The organism is Thiothrix litoralis, assembly GCF_017901135.1.
In the GTDB taxonomy this organism is placed as follows: domain Bacteria; phylum Pseudomonadota; class Gammaproteobacteria; order Thiotrichales; family Thiotrichaceae; genus Thiothrix; species Thiothrix litoralis.
This window is the reverse complement of the sequence record NZ_CP072801.1, coordinates 2,542,407-2,561,898: the sequence shown is the minus strand read 5'-3', so window position 1 is coordinate 2,561,898 and position 19,492 is coordinate 2,542,407. Positions and strand designations below refer to the sequence as shown.

Annotated in this window: 15 protein-coding genes; 8 read left to right on the top strand and 7 right to left on the bottom strand. The window is 54.4% G+C overall.

What is annotated here, in order from left to right; translation table 11 throughout:
- Positions 1–164 precede the first annotated feature (164 nt).
- Together phbB and J9253_RS12445 are read right to left on the bottom strand one after the other, a co-directional pair.
- Complete coding sequence (gene phbB / locus J9253_RS12450) at positions 165–893, bottom strand: acetoacetyl-CoA reductase (protein WP_028490539.1); 729 nt, start codon at positions 891–893, stop codon at positions 165–167.
- Positions 894–919: 26 nt separating this feature from the next.
- On the bottom strand, positions 920–2,104 hold the full coding sequence (locus J9253_RS12445) for an acetyl-CoA C-acetyltransferase (protein WP_210221274.1): 1,185 nt from the start codon (positions 2,102–2,104) through the stop codon (positions 920–922).
- 187 nt (positions 2,105–2,291) lie between these two features.
- Here J9253_RS12445 and phaE point away from each other — a divergent pair, with 187 nt between their 5' ends.
- The 5 genes from phaE to J9253_RS12420 all read left to right on the top strand — a co-directional run bounded on the left by phaE (position 2,292) and on the right by J9253_RS12420 (position 7,423).
- Positions 2,292–3,527: a class III poly(R)-hydroxyalkanoic acid synthase subunit PhaE gene (gene phaE, locus J9253_RS12440; protein ID WP_210221273.1), complete on the top strand. Its 1,236-nt coding sequence runs from the start codon at positions 2,292–2,294 to the stop codon at positions 3,525–3,527.
- A 29-nt stretch (positions 3,528–3,556) separates the two neighbouring features.
- Entirely contained in the window at positions 3,557–4,618 is a 1,062-nt protein-coding gene (locus J9253_RS12435) for a class III poly(R)-hydroxyalkanoic acid synthase subunit PhaC (RefSeq protein ID WP_028490542.1), read from the top strand.
- 59 nt (positions 4,619–4,677) lie between these two features.
- Positions 4,678–5,097, top strand: coding sequence for a YqaA family protein (locus J9253_RS12430; protein WP_210221272.1), 420 nt, complete (start codon positions 4,678–4,680; stop codon positions 5,095–5,097).
- A 52-nt stretch (positions 5,098–5,149) separates the two neighbouring features.
- A complete protein-coding gene (locus tag J9253_RS12425; protein ID WP_210221271.1) occupies positions 5,150–6,703 on the top strand; it encodes an AAA-like domain-containing protein in 1,554 nt (517 codons plus the stop codon).
- Between the two features lie 120 nt (positions 6,704–6,823).
- The gene (locus tag J9253_RS12420) at positions 6,824–7,423 is read left to right on the top strand and encodes a Uma2 family endonuclease (RefSeq protein ID WP_210221270.1); all 600 of its coding nucleotides are present in this window, start codon (positions 6,824–6,826) and stop codon (positions 7,421–7,423) included.
- Here the strand turns inward: J9253_RS12420 and J9253_RS12415 are convergent.
- The 3 genes from J9253_RS12415 to J9253_RS12405 form a co-directional block, all read right to left on the bottom strand.
- Positions 7,406–9,730: a 2OG-Fe(II) oxygenase gene (locus tag J9253_RS12415; protein WP_210221269.1), complete on the bottom strand. Its 2,325-nt coding sequence runs from the start codon at positions 9,728–9,730 to the stop codon at positions 7,406–7,408. The two genes, J9253_RS12420 and J9253_RS12415, sit on opposite strands and share 18 nt — an antisense overlap.
- 151 nt (positions 9,731–9,881) lie before the next feature.
- Positions 9,882–10,361 (bottom strand): hypothetical protein, encoded by a 480-nt coding sequence (locus tag J9253_RS12410; RefSeq protein WP_210221268.1) that lies wholly within the window; start codon positions 10,359–10,361, stop codon positions 9,882–9,884.
- A 51-nt stretch (positions 10,362–10,412) separates the two neighbouring features.
- On the bottom strand, positions 10,413–12,533 hold the full coding sequence (locus J9253_RS12405; RefSeq protein ID WP_210221267.1) for an LruC domain-containing protein: 2,121 nt from the start codon (positions 12,531–12,533) through the stop codon (positions 10,413–10,415).
- A 447-nt stretch (positions 12,534–12,980) separates the two neighbouring features.
- On the opposite strand from J9253_RS12405, the gene nirB reads away from it, so the two are divergent.
- The 3 genes from nirB to J9253_RS12390 are packed head-to-tail and all read left to right on the top strand — an operon-like array spanning position 12,981 to position 18,407.
- Positions 12,981–15,422, top strand: a complete 2,442-nt coding sequence (gene nirB, locus J9253_RS12400; RefSeq protein ID WP_210221266.1) for a nitrite reductase large subunit NirB — start codon at positions 12,981–12,983, stop codon at positions 15,420–15,422.
- 13 nt (positions 15,423–15,435) lie between these two features.
- Positions 15,436–15,765, top strand: a complete 330-nt coding sequence (gene nirD / locus J9253_RS12395; RefSeq protein WP_210221265.1) for a nitrite reductase small subunit NirD — start codon at positions 15,436–15,438, stop codon at positions 15,763–15,765.
- A complete protein-coding gene (locus tag J9253_RS12390) occupies positions 15,762–18,407 on the top strand; it encodes a molybdopterin-dependent oxidoreductase (protein ID WP_323128845.1) in 2,646 nt (881 codons plus the stop codon). The genes nirD and J9253_RS12390 overlap by 4 nt, the downstream gene beginning before the upstream one ends.
- Before the next feature lie 21 nt (positions 18,408–18,428).
- On the opposite strand, the gene J9253_RS12385 is transcribed toward J9253_RS12390, so the two are convergent.
- Both J9253_RS12385 and gloA read right to left on the bottom strand, forming a co-directional pair.
- Positions 18,429–19,028, bottom strand: coding sequence for a glutathione S-transferase family protein (locus tag J9253_RS12385; RefSeq protein ID WP_210221264.1), 600 nt, complete (start codon positions 19,026–19,028; stop codon positions 18,429–18,431).
- Between the two features lie 22 nt (positions 19,029–19,050).
- Complete coding sequence (gene gloA / locus J9253_RS12380; protein ID WP_028490211.1) at positions 19,051–19,446, bottom strand: lactoylglutathione lyase; 396 nt, start codon at positions 19,444–19,446, stop codon at positions 19,051–19,053.
- Between the last annotated feature and the right edge of the window lie 46 nt (positions 19,447–19,492).

Below are 19,492 nucleotides of genomic sequence, written 5' to 3'. Positions count from 1 at the left end.
AATAAATAAAATTAACGGCTGCTGCGTGAAAGCAGCTTCTGAGGGGGATTTTATAGGTTAACGTTTTGTTATGTACACAAAAACAGTATGGCAATGCACAAAAGTGGTGAATAGAAGGGGGGGAATTGGGGTAGGGGCGTATTGAATACGCCCCTTGAACAATATCAGTGAATGAACTGACCACCGTTGGCAGAGATGTTCGCACCAGTGATGAAGCCCGCTTTGTCGGATGCCAAGAAGGAAACGATCGCAGCCATTTCTTCAGGTGTACCCAAACGGCCAACCGGGATTTGCGCAATGATTTTGTTACGCACTTCTTCAGCAATCGCCATCACCATTTCAGTCGCGATGTAGCCCGGTGACAAGGTGTTGATGGTCACGCCTTTGCGAGCGACTTCTTGAGCCAACGCCATGCCGAAACCGTGTACGCCTGCTTTGGCAGCGCTGTAGTTGGTTTGGCCAAACTGGCCTTTTTGACCATTGATGGAAGAAATGTTGATCACACGACCAAAACCACGCTCAGCCATTTCGTTAACGAACTGGTGAGTGACGTTGAACACGCTGTCGAGGTTGGTTTTCATGACCGCAGCCCAATGTGCTGGGGTGATTTTCTTGAAGGTCGCGTCACGGGTGATGCCCGCGCAGTTCACGATAATGTCAACTTGACCGAAATCAGCAATAACCGATTCTTTCAGTTTGACGCAATCGTCATAGTTGCTGACATCGCAAGGGTAGATGGCTACTTCGTAACCCTGCTTAGCTTGCCATGCTTTGGCTTGCTCTTCTGGCTCGAAGTAAGTGGTGACAACTTTGTAGCCATCTTCTGCGAATTGCTTGCAAATCGCGTTACCAATACCGCCTGTACCGCCTGTTACCAGTGCAACTTTACTCATATTCAATACTCCTCAAAAATTATCAATTAAACCGCTTCAACGGCCATCGCTACGCCTTGACCGCCACCGATACACAGTGTCGCCAGACCTTTTTTCGCGCCCGTGCGCTTCATGCCGTGCAGCAGTGTGACCAGTACACGAGCGCCGGATGCACCAATCGGGTGACCCAGTGAAATCGCGCCGCCGCTAACGTTGACCTTGCTCAGGTCAAAGCCAAGGCTTTCATTGACCGACATAGCTTGTGCTGCAAAGGCTTCGTTGGCTTCGATCATGTCGAGGTCGCCAACGCTCCAGCCTGCTTTTTCCAAACATTTAGTGGTAGCAGGGATCGGGCCAGTGCCCATGATCGCTGGGTCAACGCCCGCGCTGGAGAAAGACACGATACGCGCCAGCGGGGTCAAGCCGAGTTCTTTAGCCTTGGCTGCGGTCATCACGATCACGGCGGCTGCACCGTCGTTGATGCCGGAAGCATTGCCCGCTGTGACCGAGCCGTCTTTCTTGAAAGCCGGGCGCAGTTTGCCGAGGGAAGCCGCTGTTGTGCCAGCGCGTGGGAATTCGTCCGTGTTGAACACGACCGGGTCGCCTTTGCGCTGCGGGATGACGACAGGGATGATTTCGTCGTTGAACACGCCCGCTTTTTGCGCCGCTTCAGTCTTCTGCTGTGAACCAGCCGCGAATTCGTCTTGCGCTTCACGGCTGAAGCCGTATTTGTCAGCAATATTTTCAGCGGTAATGCCCATGTGGCAATCATTGAACGCACACCACAGGCCGTCTTTGATCATGGTGTCGACCATTTTCCAGTCGCCCATTTTTTGGCCGTTACGTGAATTAGGCAAAACGTGCGCGGAAGCACTCATGGTTTCCTGACCACCTGCGATCACGATGTCAGCATCGCCGCAAGCGACCGCTTGGTAAGCCAGATGCACGGCTTTCAGGCCGCTGCCACAAACCTTGTTGATGGTCATGGCCGGAACTTCATTGGGCAGACCTGCTGACAATACGGTTTGGCGAGCCGGGTTTTGGCCAACGCCAGCGGTCAGTACCTGACCCAGAATGACTTCATTGATTTGCTCAGGTTTCAGGCCGGAACGCTCCAGCAGCCCTTTGATGACGGTTGCACCGAGTTCAGAAGCAGGAATGGCAGCGAGTGCACCACCAAAAGTACCAACTGCAGTTCTGCCTGCGGCTACGATCACTATATCTTCGCGCATGAAACGTTCTCCTAGAGTATTAAAGTAGCTAAATCTTTGTGGTATATGTTCAGGTTGTCAACAATAAGCTGAGATGCTTGCTCTTGGCAAGTCGTAAAGTAGGCGACTGTCAACATTGTTGCGATGCACAAAGTAGCATGTTAAGCTGCTAAAAGACACTATTTTTACGTGGAGGATGGGTACTGTGATGGTAGATTGGTCTGAAGATATGATGAAAAACTGGTCTGATGCACAACGTCGCTATTGGGATGCGTGGTCAGATCTTTCCAAAATGGGGCAACCCGGTCATTCACCCGCTGGGCTTGGTATCCCCGGACTTGGCGCTCCTGGATTCGGTGCTCCTGCCTGGACGCAAGGTCTGGAACAATGGTGGAAAGCCGTCAGCCCACATACAGTACCCGGTGCGTCTACCGACGCTTTCCAGCGCATGGTTGAAATGGGCAAGGTGTACATGAACCTTGCTGAAAATGCTTACAATGCCCAACAAACAGGCAACGCCGATAAAGACACCATCACAACGTGGATGGATTCGATGGAAGCCGGTTTCCGCCAATGCTGCGGTCAGCTTGAAATGGGCAAGTTTGGCGCTCACGGTTTCGGCGTAGGCCAGTCGGCGCTGGATAGCTGGCAGCGCGTGCTCAACAGCATGGGAATGCAGGCATTTCAGGAAATGGGCGCGGGTGGTTTCCACATGCCAACGTCCGAAAACTGGAGCGAGCAACTGCGCAAAGTGCTAGGGACGCCTGCTGTCGGTTACAACCGCGAATCGCAGGAACGCTTGCAAGCACTCTCCCAACTGAGTGCTAACTATCAGGAAGCGATGGATGATTACCTGAAAGCCTTTGCTAAACAGGGGATCGAATCGGTGCAAGCCTTGCGCGAACGGGTTGAGGCAATGCGTAACGATGGCAAAACAATCAATTCCCTACGCGAACTCTATGATTTGTGGGTCGATGTCAATGAACAGGTGTACGCCAAGTTTGCCATGACGGATGAATATCAGGTGGTGTACGGCGATTTGGTCAATGCATTGATGGCGCTGAAGCAAGGCATTAATGCCGAGCTGGATAGCGTGTATGCATCCGCTAACCTGCCCACTCGCACAGAGATGAACGCGGCCTTCGAGAAACAGCAAGCCTTGCGCCGTGAAAATCGCGCTTTGCGTAAACAGTTACAGGAATTGTCCCGCAAGGTCGATGCACTGGCAGCGGCACAAGCAGCACCTGCACCTGCACCTGTTGCCCCCAAGGCTGTCGAGCCTAAGCCAGCGCCTGTTGCTGAGCCGCCGCCGATCATGCTGGCAGAAGCTACCCCTCCGGTGGCAAAACCTGCAATCAAAGCGACTGTCGCCACAGCAGCCCCGGCAAAGCCTAAAGCAGCGGCAAAACCCAAAGCCCCTCGCGCTAGCACCAAGAAAGCCTGATCAGCACTGGATATTCAAGGAGAACGAACATGCCGTTTCAAATGCGTCCAGACGAAATTCTGAACGAAGTAAAAACCTTCAATGAAAAGCTCGCGCAGGGTATGACCAATCTGATGGAAGTCGGCGAGATTTCCACCGGCGTTACCCCGTTCGAGGTGGTGTACACCGAAGACAAGCTCAAACTGCTGCATTATCAGGGCACGGCGGAACCGACCAATAAAGTGCCGATGCTGATCGTGTACGCGCTGGTGAACCGCCCCTACATGACCGATATTCAGGAAAACCGTTCTACCATCAAAGGTTTGCTGGATGCCGGGCAGGATGTCTACCTGATCGACTGGGGCTACCCGGATGCTTCCGATCGTTACCTGACTATCGACGATTACCTCAACGGTTATCTCGATAATTGTGTGGATGAAATCCGTGCACGTCACAGCGTCGATGCGGTCAACCTGCTGGGGATTTGCCAAGGCGGTGCTTTCAGCCTGTGCTACAGCGCGATGCACCCGGAAAAGGTCAAAAATCTGGTCACAATGGTCACGCCCGTTGATTACCACACGCCGGACAATATGCTCAGTCACTGGGTACAAAATGTCGATATTGACCAACTGGTCGATACCATCGGCAATATTCCCGGCGAAATGCTCAACTGGACGTTCCTCAACCTGAAACCGTATCAGTTGATGGGGCAAAAGTACCTCGGTATGGTCGACGTGATGGGCGATAGCCAAACCCTGAAAAACTTCATGCGCATGGAAAAGTGGATTTTCGACAGCCCGGATCAGGCTGGTGAGACTTTCCGCCAGTTCATCAAGGACTTTTTCCAGCAAAACAAGCTGCTGAAGGGCGAGGTGCAAATTGGTGATTATACCATCGACCTGAAAAACGTGACTGCGCCGGTGCTGAATATCTTTGCCGAACAGGATCATCTGGTGCCGCCGGATGCTTCACGGGCGTTGAAAGGCGCAACCGGCAGCGACGATTACACCGAACTGTCGTTCAAAGGTGGTCACATCGGTATTTACGTCAGCGGCAAAGCGCAAAAGACGATTCCGCCCGCGATTGGCGAGTGGTTGACGGCGCGTAGTTAAATCCTCCCCCAGCCCCTCCTTTTGCAAAGGAGGGGTGCAAGCGGCAAGTTTTCTCGCTTATGTCTTACCTCCTGCTGTTTTTCTCGGCGCTGCTGGCAGCTACCCTGATTCCTGCCCAATCGGAAGCTTTGCTCGTGAGTTTGCTGCTCAACGGGAAGGATTTGTTTTGGCTGCTGATTGCTGTCGCGACGTTTGGCAATACGCTGGGGTCGGTGATTAATTGGTGGCTGGGGCGCTATCTGGAGCATTTCCGGGAGAAGCGTTGGTTTCCAGTTAACGCAGTGACCTTGGAGCGGGCGCAACAGCAGTTTCAGCGCTATGGGTGGTGGGTGTTGTTGTTGAGTTGGTTGCCGATTGTGGGTGATCCACTGACTATGGTGGCGGGGGTCATGCGGATGCCGTTGTTACCGTTCGTGGCGGTGGTGGCAGTGGCGAAGGGCGTGCGGTATTGGGTGTTGGGGTGGTTGGTGATGGGGTAATCCACCCCGCTCATGCTAAACTTGTGCCACTCCAATGATTTCTGTGGCAGCCATGAATAAACATTTCACCACCTCCGGCCCCGTTGTCCCCAGCAAGCATTACTGCATTGACCCGATGCAGCGCCTCGACTGGGAAGAAATTCGCTACCTGATTGATGCAGAAAAATACTTCGTGCTGCACGCTCCGCGCCAGACGGGTAAGACCAGTACCCTGCTGGCGATGATGGAGGTATTGAACCAAAGCGGTGAATACAACACCCTCTACGTCAATATCGAAGGGGCACAAACGGCTAGGGAAGATGCCGACAAGGGCATGACTACGGTTTGTCAAACCATCGCAGCGCGGGCGCGTGACTACGGTATTGAACCGACGTTGCCAGCGTTAGCACAATCCATCTTAGAGCACATCAACCCTGGTACTGCCATTACGGAATTGTTGTCCCGCTGGGCGCAACTCAGCCCCAAGCCCATCGTGCTGATGCTGGATGAGGTGGATACCCTGATCGGCGACACGCTGATTTCCCTATTGCGACAAATCCGTGCCGGTTATGCGCAACGCCCGCGTGCTTTCCCGCAAAGCATCATCCTCTGCGGGGTTCGTGATACCGGCGGCAGTGCCTTCAATATTAAGGCGGAATCCCTGTGCATGGGCAATTTCAGCCTTGCGGAAGTCAAGTTGCTTTACCAACAACATACGGATGCTACCGGACAGATTTTTGACGAAGCTGTTTTTCCAGCTTTGTGGGAAGATACCCAAGGTCAGCCGTGGCTGGTGAATGCCCTTGGGCATGAGATGACGTGGAAGGATAAAACGGCTCGTGACCGCAGCACGCTCATCACGCAGGAACGTTACCAAGCTGCTCGCGAACGCCTGATCCGTTCCCGCGCCACGCACCTTGACCAACTGACCAACCAGCTCAAAGAGCGCCGGGTACACGCCGTGATTGCTGCGCTGTTAGCGGGTGAAAGCCGGATTGCCAATTTGCAGAATGATGACCTGCAATACGTGGAAGACTTGGGGCTTATCCGAACAAGCCCGCAAATCGCCATCAGCAACCGTATCTATCAGGAAATCATCCCACGTGAAATTACCTGGCAATGGCAGGCGACCATAACCCATCAGCAGGCATGGTATCTGACCCCGGAGCGCCGTTTGGATATGGTGAAATTGTTGACGGCTTTCCAGCAGTTTTTCCGCGAAAACTCGGATGTGTGGCTGCAAGGTTTGCCCTACAAGGAAGCGGGGCCGCACTTGATCCTGCAAGCGTTTTTGCAGCGTATCGTGAATGGGGGCGGGCGTATCCACCGTGAATACGCTTTGGGACGCAAGTACACGGACTTGTACCTCGAATGGCCGCTGGATGAGGTCAAAGGCTTTTACGGTGAAGTGCAGCGCGTGGTGTTGGAGCTAAAAATCCTTTACGCCAATCTGGATAAAACCATTGCGGATGGGCTTAGCCAAGTTGGCGGGTATGCGCGTCACTGTGGGGCGACGGAAGCGCATTTGGTGATCTTCAATCGCAACCCGGATGTGAGTTGGGATGAGAAGACTTGGCATGAGGTGCGCCATGATGCGGCGTTGCAGGTGGAGGTGTGGGGAGCGTGATAAGTATGGCGTTATTGGGTTGAAATATAACGACGAATCAAGCACACATCCGCAGCAAAATACCGCCGTTTTGGTACGTGTGTTAACATCAAGCGAAGAACTCGTTTAGGAGCAAACCTAATGCCACCACTAGCACATCAATTCGATTACCTCAGCGTCGAAGACTACCTTGCAGGCGAACACGAGAGCGAACAGAAATACGAATACGTCGATGGGAAAGCGTATGCAATGGCGGGGGCAAGTGCCAACCATAATTTCATTGCTGGCAACTTGTATGCGTTGATCTGGAATCACCAGCGCGGTAAAGCGTGCTTCCCAATGACTAGCGACATGCTGGTAAAAACCACCGCCAAGCGTTTTCGCTACCCCGACTTGATGGTGGTGTGTGACGATGACCCCTCGCAAGATACCTATGTCCGCGAAAGCCCGATTCTGATTGTGGAGGTGCTATCTGGCAGCACGCACCGCCAGGATAAAACCGAAAAACGTGCCGAATACCTCGCCTTGCCCAGCTTGCTGGAATACGTGCTGATCGAGCAAGACATTGCCGAAGTGGTGGTGCAACGGCGTAGTGAGGCATGGCGTTCTACCTATTACTACCCCGGCTCAACGGTGACGTTGGAATCCATCGGCTTGACTGTCCCGGTCGAGGCGATTTATGAGCGCGTGGACAATGCGGACATGCGCGTATTCTGGGCGGAATCAACCATCAACACGTAAGCCCAGCAAGCGTTCCCGATTCGCCTCATCCCGCTGGCGCTGTGCCACGTTGCGCTCATAGCTGGCTTGCGTCTTGACGAAGCGCAACGTATAAGGTCGCCCCGACTTAATGGTGGTTATGTCGACATCCAGCTTGGCTTGCTGAACAATTCTTCCCAGTGCGTTACGGCGATCTTCAGCAGCGGCGAAATTCCAGCTTGTCTCCTGCGGGTCGAGCATGAAGCGTTTCAATGCCTCACAGTCCGCATTGTTATCCTTACGCCAACTGCTGCTGGAGCACTCGAAACTGGCTTCTCGCGTCCAATCGGTGGGCGCTGCCAGCGGCAGGCTAAGGCAGGATTCCAGATAAGCCAGACACTGCTGCTGCAACAAAGCCAGCACCACCGGCGGGTGATCGCTGGCTTGCGCTGCCAACAACACGGCGGGAATCAGGCGCTCATCCATCGGGAAGCGTTGGCGCTGAGCCAGCAAATGCACCACCGCCTGTTTGCCCAAGCCTTCATCGACATTACCGATAGCTATCAGGACATCGACCACCTGCTCAACCGTTAACCGCTCAATCGACCGATAAGAGCCGGTGACCGGTTGGGTATTCGCCAAACTCTCCAGCAGGGCTTGCGCGGCGGGCAGGAAAGGTTCTGTACCTGTCTGCGCATAACGCGGTAAAGCCAGCCGCAATAATTGCCCACACGCCGCCAGACTGTCCGCCGCGCGTTTTTCGAGCAGTGTCGCCAGCAATTGCCGCGCTGGTGCGTCTGGCAACAACGCCAACGCCGCCAGCAGGGGAAGATTATCCTCTCGCTGGTAGGATTTCCCGCCAATGGGAATGCGGGTCACGGCGGCTTCGATCAGGTGGGTATCCGCCAGTAGCAGCAAGTGGCTGAGCAGGCGACTCAGGTAAGGCGCACCCGGCAGACTGGGATGCCAACCGCTGCCCGTGTCTTCCCAGTTGGCGATGACACCTTTGGCGAAATGCAGCGCTTCCTGCCATTGGGGCTGTGCGCTTGCCCCACCAGCCGCTTGCCAGTCCGCCATCAAATGGGCGAGATAGTCCAGGTTTATGTCCACACCGCCCACACTCAAGGCGTCGGCACGGTAGACGCGAGGCCACATCACCAGCGCGGCACGGCGGTAGGTGCGTTCAAACGATGCGCCTTCGTTGCCAGTGGCTTCGTGGAAGTGTAGGGCATCGGCGGCGAGGCTGTACAAGCGGTTGGGCAGGCACAATTCTTCATTCTCAAACGGTAAATGCCCCATAGTGCTGACTACCCCTTGCGGGGTCTGCCAATGGGAAATGTACTGTTCCTCCTCGGTGACTTCGCCGATTTCAAAGTCATCATCATCCTCGTCGTCATCTTCCCAGTAGCGCTTTTTGCGTCCATACGAACCGCCGTATTCCGCATAGCCGGATTCTTCCACCGACACCAAAGCCAGATACAGGTCGCAATCGGCTTGTTCAGCAGCGGGAATCATCACGCTGGCAATGGCGGCATCCCCGTTTTTCAGTGCATCGAACGCCAAGCCTTCCGGGGTGTAGGCGTGTTCCAGCAAATACACCAGCTTGAGCGGAATGTCCTCCCCGGTGTGTTCCATCGTCACCCACTGCTTTAAACAGGCAGCAGCTTGCATCTGTTCACGCTGGTAATCGGGTGGCTGCGGCAATTCTCCTTTCCCGCTGCGGCACAGGTTATACACCAGTACTAACCGGCAACCGCTGGTGATGGGCAGGACTTCGTGGATACAATCGGCATAAAACGCGGCAAAGCTGATTTCTGACGGGTCATCCGCTTGCAGGTTCAGCGAGACGTTATGCCCGGCATGTTCGATACGCAATTCTCCGCCCGTATACACCGCTGGCAAAGCCACGATCAGGGTGGCAAACATGCCGTCCGCTTTTTCGGTGTCGCGGTGATTGACGAAGAAACTGCCTGCGTCATACACCAGCATTTTGTACAGATCGGCGTGGACTTCACCGCTGACACCCAAGCCATCCACCGCTTGCGTCACGATGTCATCCAGCATGGTTTGCCAGTATTTGCCGCTGATGTGGACTTTATCGGGGGCAATCTGCCAGGTTTTGCGTACCGTAGTGTCGACCAGCGTCTCCTCCCCTTTGCCATAAGGCGCTTGCTCGGCAACCTGCACCAACGGGCTGATTTGTTGCGGCAACAGCGGTAGGGCAATGTTGCCCACACCCTCCACTTCAAGGCGCGGCATCGCGAGGTCGGCTTTGCCGGTTGCGTAAAAACTGCCGGGGCGTTGTACCCGGTTGAGGATGGAGACCAGTTGGGTGTTGAGGTCGGTCATGGGGCAGGCTCGTGGCAAATAGGAATAGTAAGAATTGTAGACTGGGCAGAGATGATCTGCCACAGGCATCATTGGGCTGATCAGCGGAAAATTGCAGTTAAAAAAGCCCGCTTGAAGCGGGCTTTTGTTGATCAGGTTGCCTTTAACTCACTTAGTGCCAAGCCATGGTTGGGATATTGGATGCATCCGCCGGGCGTGAGCTAGCCGCTGTTGTCGTAGCCAAGGTAAATTCCTTATAGACAGGTGCCAAAGCGGTATCTGCAAACCAGACAACGCCTACTACGGAGTTGACATCGTTAGTTAATTCCATTTGCGATTTATAAGCACCATTCACCAATGTCGCTTGCACCATACAGCTGTCGTAATTGATATCAAATGTACCATCGTCTTGCGGGCTGTATTTGGTGCATAACGACAACATGCCTTCGACTGTACGTGCCTCGGGGACATCGAAGTCAATATTGATGGTGCGTGCTGCCGCGAAATCAAATTCCGGGGTGGCAACAAGCTCTGCTGTGCTAGTGACTTGGGCACTTTCCACGGTAGTCGTGTTGTTACTGGCTGTGGTAGTGCTGCCAGTCGAATTATCAGCAGCGGTACCGCCGCCACCGCATCCGGTCAAAAGCATCATCAAAGAAACTGCTGTTATGATCTTTTTCATGCTATACGTCCTTTATCATTCTTAGTTTTTGAACAGGTGTGCTGGATTCGACTTGGCATCACTGAACCAGTCTGCGTCTTTAGCACCTTGCGTCGTTACAAAGCTAGGAAACTTCTGATAGCCTGAAATTAGATCATTATATTCCAGTGGGTACTGCCAACGGTTTCCCATTTCCATTGCCCAAGGCATACCGTTTTTCGTCAGGAAGTACAGGTTATTGGCTGGATCCGAGGCATCTGCACCTGAACCATTCATCAGTGCCATATTAAATGCCTCTGTCGGCTCATGGTTCTTCAGGTGGATTTCATAAGTACGGCCTGGCGGTTGAGCAAAGTGCGCACCATGAGATGCCCCCGGCGTTGCGAATATGAACGGATCAAAGACGCCCGCCAAATCACTTTCAATCGATTCCTTGAAGGGAATCACCAAGTTAAAGTTCATCTGGATATCAGAACCGCAGCCTGCTTGTGTACGGTAGTAAATACAATTTTCACCTCCACTGACGTAATTCCAAACATTATAGGTTGGAATAAAGATCGCCTCATTACGCCCAGCCTCCAAAGGATTGTAAGGCGACACGTCACGGTCATTAACCGTGTATTGAACGTTTGCCTCATCAATTTGGCTACGCAGAATACCCGGTAAACGGATACCGAAACCGTTATGATACGCCGCGCCAACCGCTGCAAGTTGCCCCGAGATATTCACTTGTGTGATTTTGCCTTCAGTACGGTACACCGCAGTACGCAGGTAGGTGACCATATCATTCATATCGTAATCGCCTTCAAACGGCCAGTTATCTTCAAAGGCTACCGTTGACCAACCCGTGCTGGAGGGGTAATACGTGACATTTGAACTATTCGCACGAATATCGACTTGATAGTCTTCAACCTCGCCATCAGGTGCTCCACCTGTTGGTTCTAGACCCGTTGCTGATGACAAACGGAAACGCGCCCACGTTGACCCTGGTTTTGCATCGGCTGGAATTTTGATGTAAAGCGGCTTACGACCTGCTGTCACCGGCTGATCCGTCATGACTTGTTCATCTGCATCGAACTGACCATTTTGGTTAGTATCAATCCACGCGCTCAAGTTGCCTGGTGCAGATGCTTCAACCATGACGACTGCTGATGAACCTGCTGTCAGATTCGTTGCAAACTGGATGCCGTCTTCATCATCGCCCACGCCGACATCATCGTCAGACATCGGGAACGGGGTCGCATCACTTTCTCCGTCAACACTCTTGCCTAGGAACAAGCTTGCGGGGCTTTTTAAACCATGACGCGCGCCATTGTCTTTCAGGTAAGTTCCATAAGAACTGGGTGCATCACTAAAGTCGATATTACTATCGGCATTATCCACCACCTCTGCTAAGGCACAGCGGGCACCATCATTTGAACTGGATGAAGGGCCTTGCGCAAATAAGACAGCCGTATACTTCGCACTGTTAATATCAACGCTAAAGACTTTGCCATCATTATTGCGGCTGAAGTACAGATGTCCATTCACATCGAAATAAATGGCACCGAAAGTACCAGAAACGCCGGTTGCTCCCAGTTTCGTGGCTGTGCCACTGGTGGCGTTAATTTGGTAAAGGTTGCCCTTGTTATCCACTGAGTAAGCTAGGCCATTAGAGGGGTGGAAGGCGAGATCATAGATCGTGAGATTCAAGGTTTTACCATCTACAACACGTACCATTTTGTGGTAATTGGCGTTGTTCTTATCCAGTGAGATGCGGTAAAGGCCAGAGTCAGCCCCGCTATTGTAAACGTAGTAAGCATTCTCAAGAATCGAGATATCACCCACAAAGAAGTTCTGTTCAGTCGGATTGGCAACATCGCTCAAGCTTTCAATCTTGAAATCATTGCCAATGCGCCCCGGCTTTTTATCTGCGTAGTTCCAGCCATACATGAAACCATCATTCGGGTTGAAGCCCACCGCATTGATATTCGCTTTCGTGCCCATATCATCCTGTGCGAGATCGTAATCGCCTGTCACCAGATTGACGGCGTAGGTTTTGGGTACAGCGCCCTGTATAAGAAAAGCCTTCGATGGACAAGTCTCAAAGGGCGCAGTCGCAGCGAGTATAGCCTGACTACAACACAGCAGTACTGTGCCAGTTAACAAATGACGGATCATCATAAAGGTTGAGTCCTTCTTGTTATAAATTGACTTAGGGTTTTAGCGTAACGACTGGTTCAAGTGATTTTGGTATTAACGGCACTTAAATTTCGATAAGATAAATTTATCACTACTGATTCGACTTACAAGCTCAGACGGATGAGTGGTATTAGCTTGCTTAGAAATAGTTCTGCTTGCCTCATTTCAGTGCAACACTTCCTAGCCTATCCCTGAATTAGCGCACACTTATACAGATTGCGCCTGAAATAATGGCGTAGCGCTGTCCCAATGCCCTTGGCACATGCTTTGCATAACTCCTCTCAACACACTGCACCCGGTCAACGGCGACCGAGGCACAGTACCACCACGCACCGTTGCGTGACACACATTCGGGTAACGAAGCCCTGAACCTTCTGGCCTATCTGAGCCTTGAGGTTCAGGGCTTTTTTGTTTTCAGGAGACGCAACAATGCACAAAGAAAATCTGGTACTGATCGGCAACGGCATGGCGGGTGTCCGCACCCTTGAAGAACTGCTCAAACTTGCCCCCGACCATTACAACATCACGGTATTCGGTGAAGAACCTTACGGCAACTACAACCGCATCATGCTCTCGCCGGTACTCGCCAGCGAAAAGACCATCGAGCAGATCATGCTCAACGGCGAGCAGTGGTATATCGACAACGGCATCACGCTATACAAAGGCAAAAAGGTCGAAGAAATCAACCGCGCCCGCCGTGAAGTCATCGCCACCGATGGTACAGTTGCGCAATACGACCGTCTGATCATCGCCACGGGTTCCGTCCCCTTCATGCTGCCGCTGCCCGGTGCTGACAAGCAAGGCGTGATTGGCTTCCGCGACATCAAAGACGTGGACACCATGCTGGCAACCGCCAGCCAATACAAAAATGCCGTCGTCATCGGCGGCGGCCTGCTGGGGCTGGAGGCTGCTAACGGCCTGATGAAACAGGGTATGAACGTCAGCGTTGTCCACCTGCTCGACACCCTGATGGAGCGCCAGCTCGACAAACCCGCCGCCGCCATGCTGCAAAAATCGCTGGAAGAGCGCGGCATGACCTTCCTGATGGAACATGCCACCGCTGAAATTCTCGGCGACGAACGTGTCACGGCAGTACGTTTCAAAAACGGCACTGAAATTCCCGCCGATCTGGTGGTCATGGCTGTCGGCATCAAACCCAATACCGACCTCGGCAAAGCTTCCGGCTTGTACTGCGAACGCGGCATCGTGGTCAGCGACACCATGCAAACCATCACCGACCCGAAAATCTACGCGATTGGTGAATGCGTGCAACATCGCGGCATTGCTTACGGGCTGGTCGCGCCGCTGTTCGAGCAAGCCAAAGTTGCCGCCAACCACCTCGCCAAACACGGCATTGCCCGTTACGTCGGCACGGTGACATCCACCAAACTGAAAGTGACCGGCATTGAACTGTTTTCCGCTGGCGACTTTACCGGGAATGAGAAAACCGAAGACATCGTGTTCAAGGATGCGGCTTCCGGCACGTACAAAAAAATCGTGCTGCAAGGCAATCAAATCAAAGGCGCGGTGCTGTACGGCGATACCGTGGATGGCAGTTGGTATTTCCAGCTCATGAAAGACGCTACGGATGTTTCCGCTTTCCGCGACACCCTGCTGTTTGGGCAACACCATCTGGGCGATTCTGGGCATAACCCAGAAACCCGCGTGGCCAGCTTGCCCGACACCGCCGAAATTTGCGGCTGTAACGGTGTTTGCAAAGGCGACATCGTAAAAGCCATCACCGAAAAAAAGCTGTTCACGCTGGATGACGTCCGCGCCCACACCAAAGCCTCCGCGTCGTGCGGCTCGTGTACTGGCTTGGTCGAATCGCTGCTGGCACACACCGTCGGCGGCGACTATTCCACCACACCGAAAACCAAGCCGCTGTGCAAATGCACCGATTACACCCATGACGAAGTGCGCCACGGCATTATTGAGCATAGCTTGAAAACCATGCGGGAAGTACGCAGCCATTTTGAGTGGCGTACTCCCGACGGTTGCCCCTCTTGCCGTAACTCGCTGAACTACTACCTGTTGTGCGCTTTCCCGACCGAATACGTGGACGATGCGCAATCGCGTTTCATCAACGAACGTGTCCACGGCAATATCCAGAAAGACGGTTCGTATTCGGTCGTGCCGCGTATGTTCGGGGGGATGTGTACCTCCGACCAGTTACGCGCCATTGCTGACGTTGCCGACAAATACGAAGTGCCGACCATGAAGGTGACAGGCGGGCAACGCATCGACATGTTCGGCATCAAGAAAGAACAGTTGCCAGCGATGTGGAAGGATTTGAGCGATGCCGGTTTCGTCTCCGGTCACGCTTACGGTAAAGCGATGCGTACCGTGAAAACCTGCGTAGGCAGCGAATGGTGTCGTTTCGGTACACAAGATTCCACCGGCCTCGGCGTGAAGCTGGAAGAATTGACGTGGGGTTCGTGGATGCCGCACAAGTTCAAGCTGGCGGTTTCCGGTTGCCCGCGCAACTGTGCAGAAGCCACCATCAAAGACATTGGCGTGGTCTGCGTCGATTCCGGTTACGAGCTGCACATTGGCGGTAACGGCGGTATCAAGGTGCGCGTCACCGACCTGTTGTGCAAGGTGGAAACCGAAGAACAGGTGCTGGAATACACCGGCGCGTTCTGCCAGTTCTACCGCGAAGACGCGCATTATCTGGAACGCACCGCGCCGTGGATCGAGCGCGTCGGGCTGGAAAAAGTCAAAAAAGCCATCGTGGATGACGCCGCCCAACGCAAAGCCTTGTACGAACGCTTCCTGATTTCGCAAAAGCCTGCGCAAATTGACCCGTGGAAAGCCCGTGCCGAAGGTGCCGAAGCCGACGAATTCACCCCGATCATGATCGAAGCCTAACGAGGACATCACAATGAGCAAATGGATAGAAGTGGTTGAACTGAACAAAATCCCTGTGCTGGGTTCGCGCCTGATCAAAACCCGCGATATGGACATCGCCGTGTTTCGTGGCTCCGACGATCAAGTGTTCGCGATTCGCGACGCGTGCCCGCACAAAGGGGGGCCTTTGTCACAAGGCATCATGCACGGCACGAGTGTTACTTGCCCGCTGCACAACTGGAAAATCGACCTCACCAGCGGCAACGCGCTTGCCCCGGATAACGGTTGCAGCAATGTGTTTCCGGTGAAGGTGGAAGGTGGCAAGGTCTATCTGCAATTGGTCATAGAGGAAACTCCAGCATGATGAATCCTACCCGCACCACCTGCCCCTACTGCGGCGTAGGCTGCGGGGTCACTGTCGAACAGGACGCAGCGGGCGCATTCAAAGTACGCCCCGACAAGGAACACCCCGCCAACCTCGGCAGGCTCTGTTCCAAAGGCACAGCACTGGCGGAAACGCTCGACCACCCGCAACGCCTGCTTTACCCCGAAATCCACGGGCAGCGCGTGTCGTGGGAAACAGCCACCACCACCATCGCCAGCCGTTTCCAGCAAATCATCGCGGAACACGGCGCGGAAGCGGTAGCCTTCTACGTTTCCGGCCAGTTGCTGACCGAAGATTATTACGTCGCCAACAAGCTGATGAAAGGTTTCATCGGTGCGGGCAATATCGACACCAATTCGCGCCTGTGCATGGCCTCAGCCGTGGCAGCTTACAAACGTGCGTTCGGTGAAGACCTCGTGCCGTGCAGTTACGAAGACTTGGAATCCGCGCAACTGATCGTACTGGTGGGCAGCAATGCCGCGTGGTGTCACCCCGTGCTGTACCAGCGCATGGTCAAGGCGAAGAAGTACAACCCGGCGCTGAACGTCATCAATATCGACCCGCGCCGTACCCAAACATCTGATCTTGCTGATGTGCACCTAGGGCTTGCTCCCGGTACAGACGCTATCCTGTTCAACGGCTTGCTCGCGTGGTTGGCGGAAAACGGGCATACCGATCACGCCTTCGTCAGCCAGTCCACCACAGGCATGGAACAGGCCGTGGCGATGGCAAAAACCACTGCGCCCAGCGTGCAAGCCGTGGCAGAACAATGCGGTTTGCCATTGGCAGACGTGGAACGCTTTTTCACGCTGTTCGGCAGCACCGCGCAAGTGGTCACGGTGTTTTCGCAAGGCATCAACCAATCTTCCAGTGGCGTGGATAAGGGCAATGCGCTGATCAATTGCCACCTGTTAACCGGGCGCATTGGCAAGCCGGGTATGGGGCCGTTTTCCTTCACCGGGCAACCCAACGCGATGGGCGGGCGCGAAGTCGGCGGGCTGGCGAACCAGTTGGCGGCGCATCTCGACATCGAAAACCCGGAACACCGCGCTTTGGTGCAAGATTTCTGGCAAGCCCCCGTCATGGCAACAGGCTCGGGCTTGAAGGCTGTCGATTTGTTCCAAGCCATCGGCACGGGAAAGGTCAAAGCGGTGTGGGTCATGGGCACAAACCCGGTGGTGAGCTTGCCGGATAGCGAACGCGTGCGGGCAGCCTTGGCGCAATGCGAACTGGTGATTGTCTCCGATTGCGTCAGCCACACCGACACGCTGGAACTGGCGCACATTCGCCTGCCTGCTCTCGGTTGGGGCGAACGTGACGGCACAGTGACCAACAGTGACCGCACGATTTCCCGCCAGCCGCCGTTTTTGCCTGCACAGGGCGAAGCCAAACAGGATTGGGAGATCCTCACCGCTGTGGCACACGCGATGGGCTTTGCAGCGCAATTCCCGTATCAGGCGGCGCATGAAATTTTCCGCGAACATGCCACCTTATCTGCCTACCGCAATACGGGGACGCGCTGCTTTAATATCGGTGCATGGCAAGATTTATCCGCAGCGGAATACGATGCGCTGCCGCCCACGCAATGGCCGCTGGATGCAGCGGGGCAGGGTACGGTACGTTTGTTTACTGACGGCAAGTTTTTTACCGCATCCGGCAAGGCGCAATTCATTGCGGTGCAAGCGCGTTTGCCGCACGCGGTACGCACGCCTGCATTCCCGTTTGTGCTGAATACTGGGCGGGTGCGCGACCATTGGCATACCTTGACGCGCACCGGAATTTCCCCGCGTTTGTCGGCACACGTCGCTGAACCTTACGTGGAAATTCACCCCTGTGATGCACGGGATCAAGGTTTGCAGAATGGTGGCATTGCCCGCATCCACAACGGCACGCAGCACATTTTGGTCAAGGTTAAAACCAGCCGTGACCAGCAGCGCGGCAGCTTGTTTGTGCCAATGCACTGGAGCGGGCAATTCAGCAGCGCGGCGGGAGTCGGGTGCTTGATTCCAGCCGTGGTTGACCCGATTTCCGGGCAGCCGGAAAGCAAGCACGCGGTGGTGGCGATTGAGCCGTATCAGGCGACGTGGCAGGGGTTTCTGATTTCGCGAAGAAAAATCGCTTCTCTAACGGAGTATTGCACCACCATCAAGGTCGAGAATGCTTGGCGTTACGAATTCGCTAGCGCCAGCCCGATGACGGACTGGGCAGCCTTTGCCCGCGAACTGTTGTGTCAGGACGATGGCGGGGTGAACTGGACGGAATACCTCGATACGGCTCGCCAAACCTACCGGGCAGCGCGTTTCACCGGGGAGCAACTGGAAAGCTGTTTGTTTATCAGTGCTGCCGGGGGCGTGTTGCCTGCGCGTGATTGGTTGGTGGGCTTGTTTGCACACGATGCACTGCCAGCGGCTGACCGCGCCAGTTTGTTGGCGGGCAAACCGGCGGTGGCGGGTGAAGACAAGGGGCGGACGGTGTGCGCGTGTTTCAACGTCGGTGAAAACACTATCCGCAAAGCCATTGCCGAGCAGGGACTGGATTCGGTGGAAAGCATCGGGCGCTGCTTGAATGCGGGGACGAATTGCGGTTCGTGTTTGCCGGAATTGCAGGCTTTGTTGGGGTAGGTGGTTAGGCTGATGCTTTATTCAGGCAGTCATTGGAACCCAACCCGGCAAGGCTTCCACCCGAGCCAACCACTGCTGCACATGGGGATAATCTTCAAGGCTGATTTCACCAGCGGGAGCTAACATCACATACGGATAACACGCAATATCCGCAATCGTCGGCCTGTCGCTAGCCAGCCAGTCACTCCCGGCAAGCTGCTGTTCCAGCACCGCTAGCCCGGCTTTGCCTTCTGCCTGACACTGTTCCAGGTTGAAAGGGCGTTTCAACACGAGTACTGCCCGCGCCCGTGCCAGCCCGTATAGCAATTCGTTTTCGGAAAGTGCCAGCCATTGCATCACTCGCGCTTCTGCCGCCACATCTGTCGGCAGCCACTCGCCGTTACTGTAACGGCGGGCGAGGTAGACCAGAATTGCCATCGAATCCCAGATCACGGTGTCGCCATCTGCCAGCACTGGAATTTGCGCTCGTGGATTGAGCTGCTTGAATTCGGGTGTGAGGTTTTCACCCGCTTTCAGGTCGATGTTCACTAGCGCGTAGTCCAGCCCCAGCAAGGCGAGCAGCAAGCGTACCTTGTAGGCGTTACCGGAAAGAGGGTAGTTGTAAAGTTTGCGTTGGCTCATGGGGTGTTCCGCTTGGGTTTGTTCAAGTACGCTGGTGATCCGCGCCGATCAGTTCGATTTGGTAGCCATCCGGGTCTTCGAGGAAGGCGATGATGGTGGTTCCGGCATTCATCGGCCCCGCGTCGCGGATGATTTTGCCGCCTGCTGCCCGCATTTTTTCACAGGCGGCGTAGACATCAGGCACTTCCAGCGCGATATGGCCGAAGGCTGTGCCGAGTTCGTACTTGTCCTTTCCCCAGTTGTAGGTGAGTTCCAGCACGGTGTTGTCGGTTTCGTCGCCGTAGCCGATAAAGGCGAGGGTGAATTCGCCCGCTGGGTAGTCTTTGCGGCGTAACAGTTTCATGCCGAGGACATTGGTGTAAAAGGCAATCGAGCGTTCAAGATCGCCGACGCGCAGCATGGTGTGTAGGATTCGCATGGTAAAACTCCGGTAGTGGGAATGGGGTCATTCTGCCTACATCCAC

Coding starts and splice junctions, on each gene's coding strand:
- nirD (WP_210221265.1), top strand. CDS start 15,436: ATGAGCAAATGGATAGAAGTGGTTGAACTGAACAAAATCCCTGTGCTG.
- J9253_RS12390 (WP_323128845.1), top strand. CDS start 15,762: ATGATGAATCCTACCCGCACCACCTGCCCCTACTGCGGCGTAGGCTGC.
- J9253_RS12410 (WP_210221268.1), bottom strand. CDS start 10,361: ATGATGCTTTTGACCGGATGCGGTGGCGGCGGTACCGCTGCTGATAAT.
- J9253_RS12425 (WP_210221271.1), top strand. CDS start 5,150: ATGAATAAACATTTCACCACCTCCGGCCCCGTTGTCCCCAGCAAGCAT.
- J9253_RS12405 (WP_210221267.1), bottom strand. CDS start 12,533: ATGATGATCCGTCATTTGTTAACTGGCACAGTACTGCTGTGTTGTAGT.
- J9253_RS12420 (WP_210221270.1), top strand. CDS start 6,824: ATGCCACCACTAGCACATCAATTCGATTACCTCAGCGTCGAAGACTAC.
- J9253_RS12435 (WP_028490542.1), top strand. CDS start 3,557: ATGCCGTTTCAAATGCGTCCAGACGAAATTCTGAACGAAGTAAAAACC.
- nirB (WP_210221266.1), top strand. CDS start 12,981: ATGCACAAAGAAAATCTGGTACTGATCGGCAACGGCATGGCGGGTGTC.
- J9253_RS12430 (WP_210221272.1), top strand. CDS start 4,678: ATGTCTTACCTCCTGCTGTTTTTCTCGGCGCTGCTGGCAGCTACCCTG.
- J9253_RS12415 (WP_210221269.1), bottom strand. CDS start 9,730: ATGACCGACCTCAACACCCAACTGGTCTCCATCCTCAACCGGGTACAA.
- J9253_RS12385 (WP_210221264.1), bottom strand. CDS start 19,028: ATGAGCCAACGCAAACTTTACAACTACCCTCTTTCCGGTAACGCCTAC.
- phaE (WP_210221273.1), top strand. CDS start 2,292: ATGGTAGATTGGTCTGAAGATATGATGAAAAACTGGTCTGATGCACAA.
- phbB (WP_028490539.1), bottom strand. CDS start 893: ATGAGTAAAGTTGCACTGGTAACAGGCGGTACAGGCGGTATTGGTAAC.
- gloA (WP_028490211.1), bottom strand. CDS start 19,446: ATGCGAATCCTACACACCATGCTGCGCGTCGGCGATCTTGAACGCTCG.
- J9253_RS12445 (WP_210221274.1), bottom strand. CDS start 2,104: ATGCGCGAAGATATAGTGATCGTAGCCGCAGGCAGAACTGCAGTTGGT.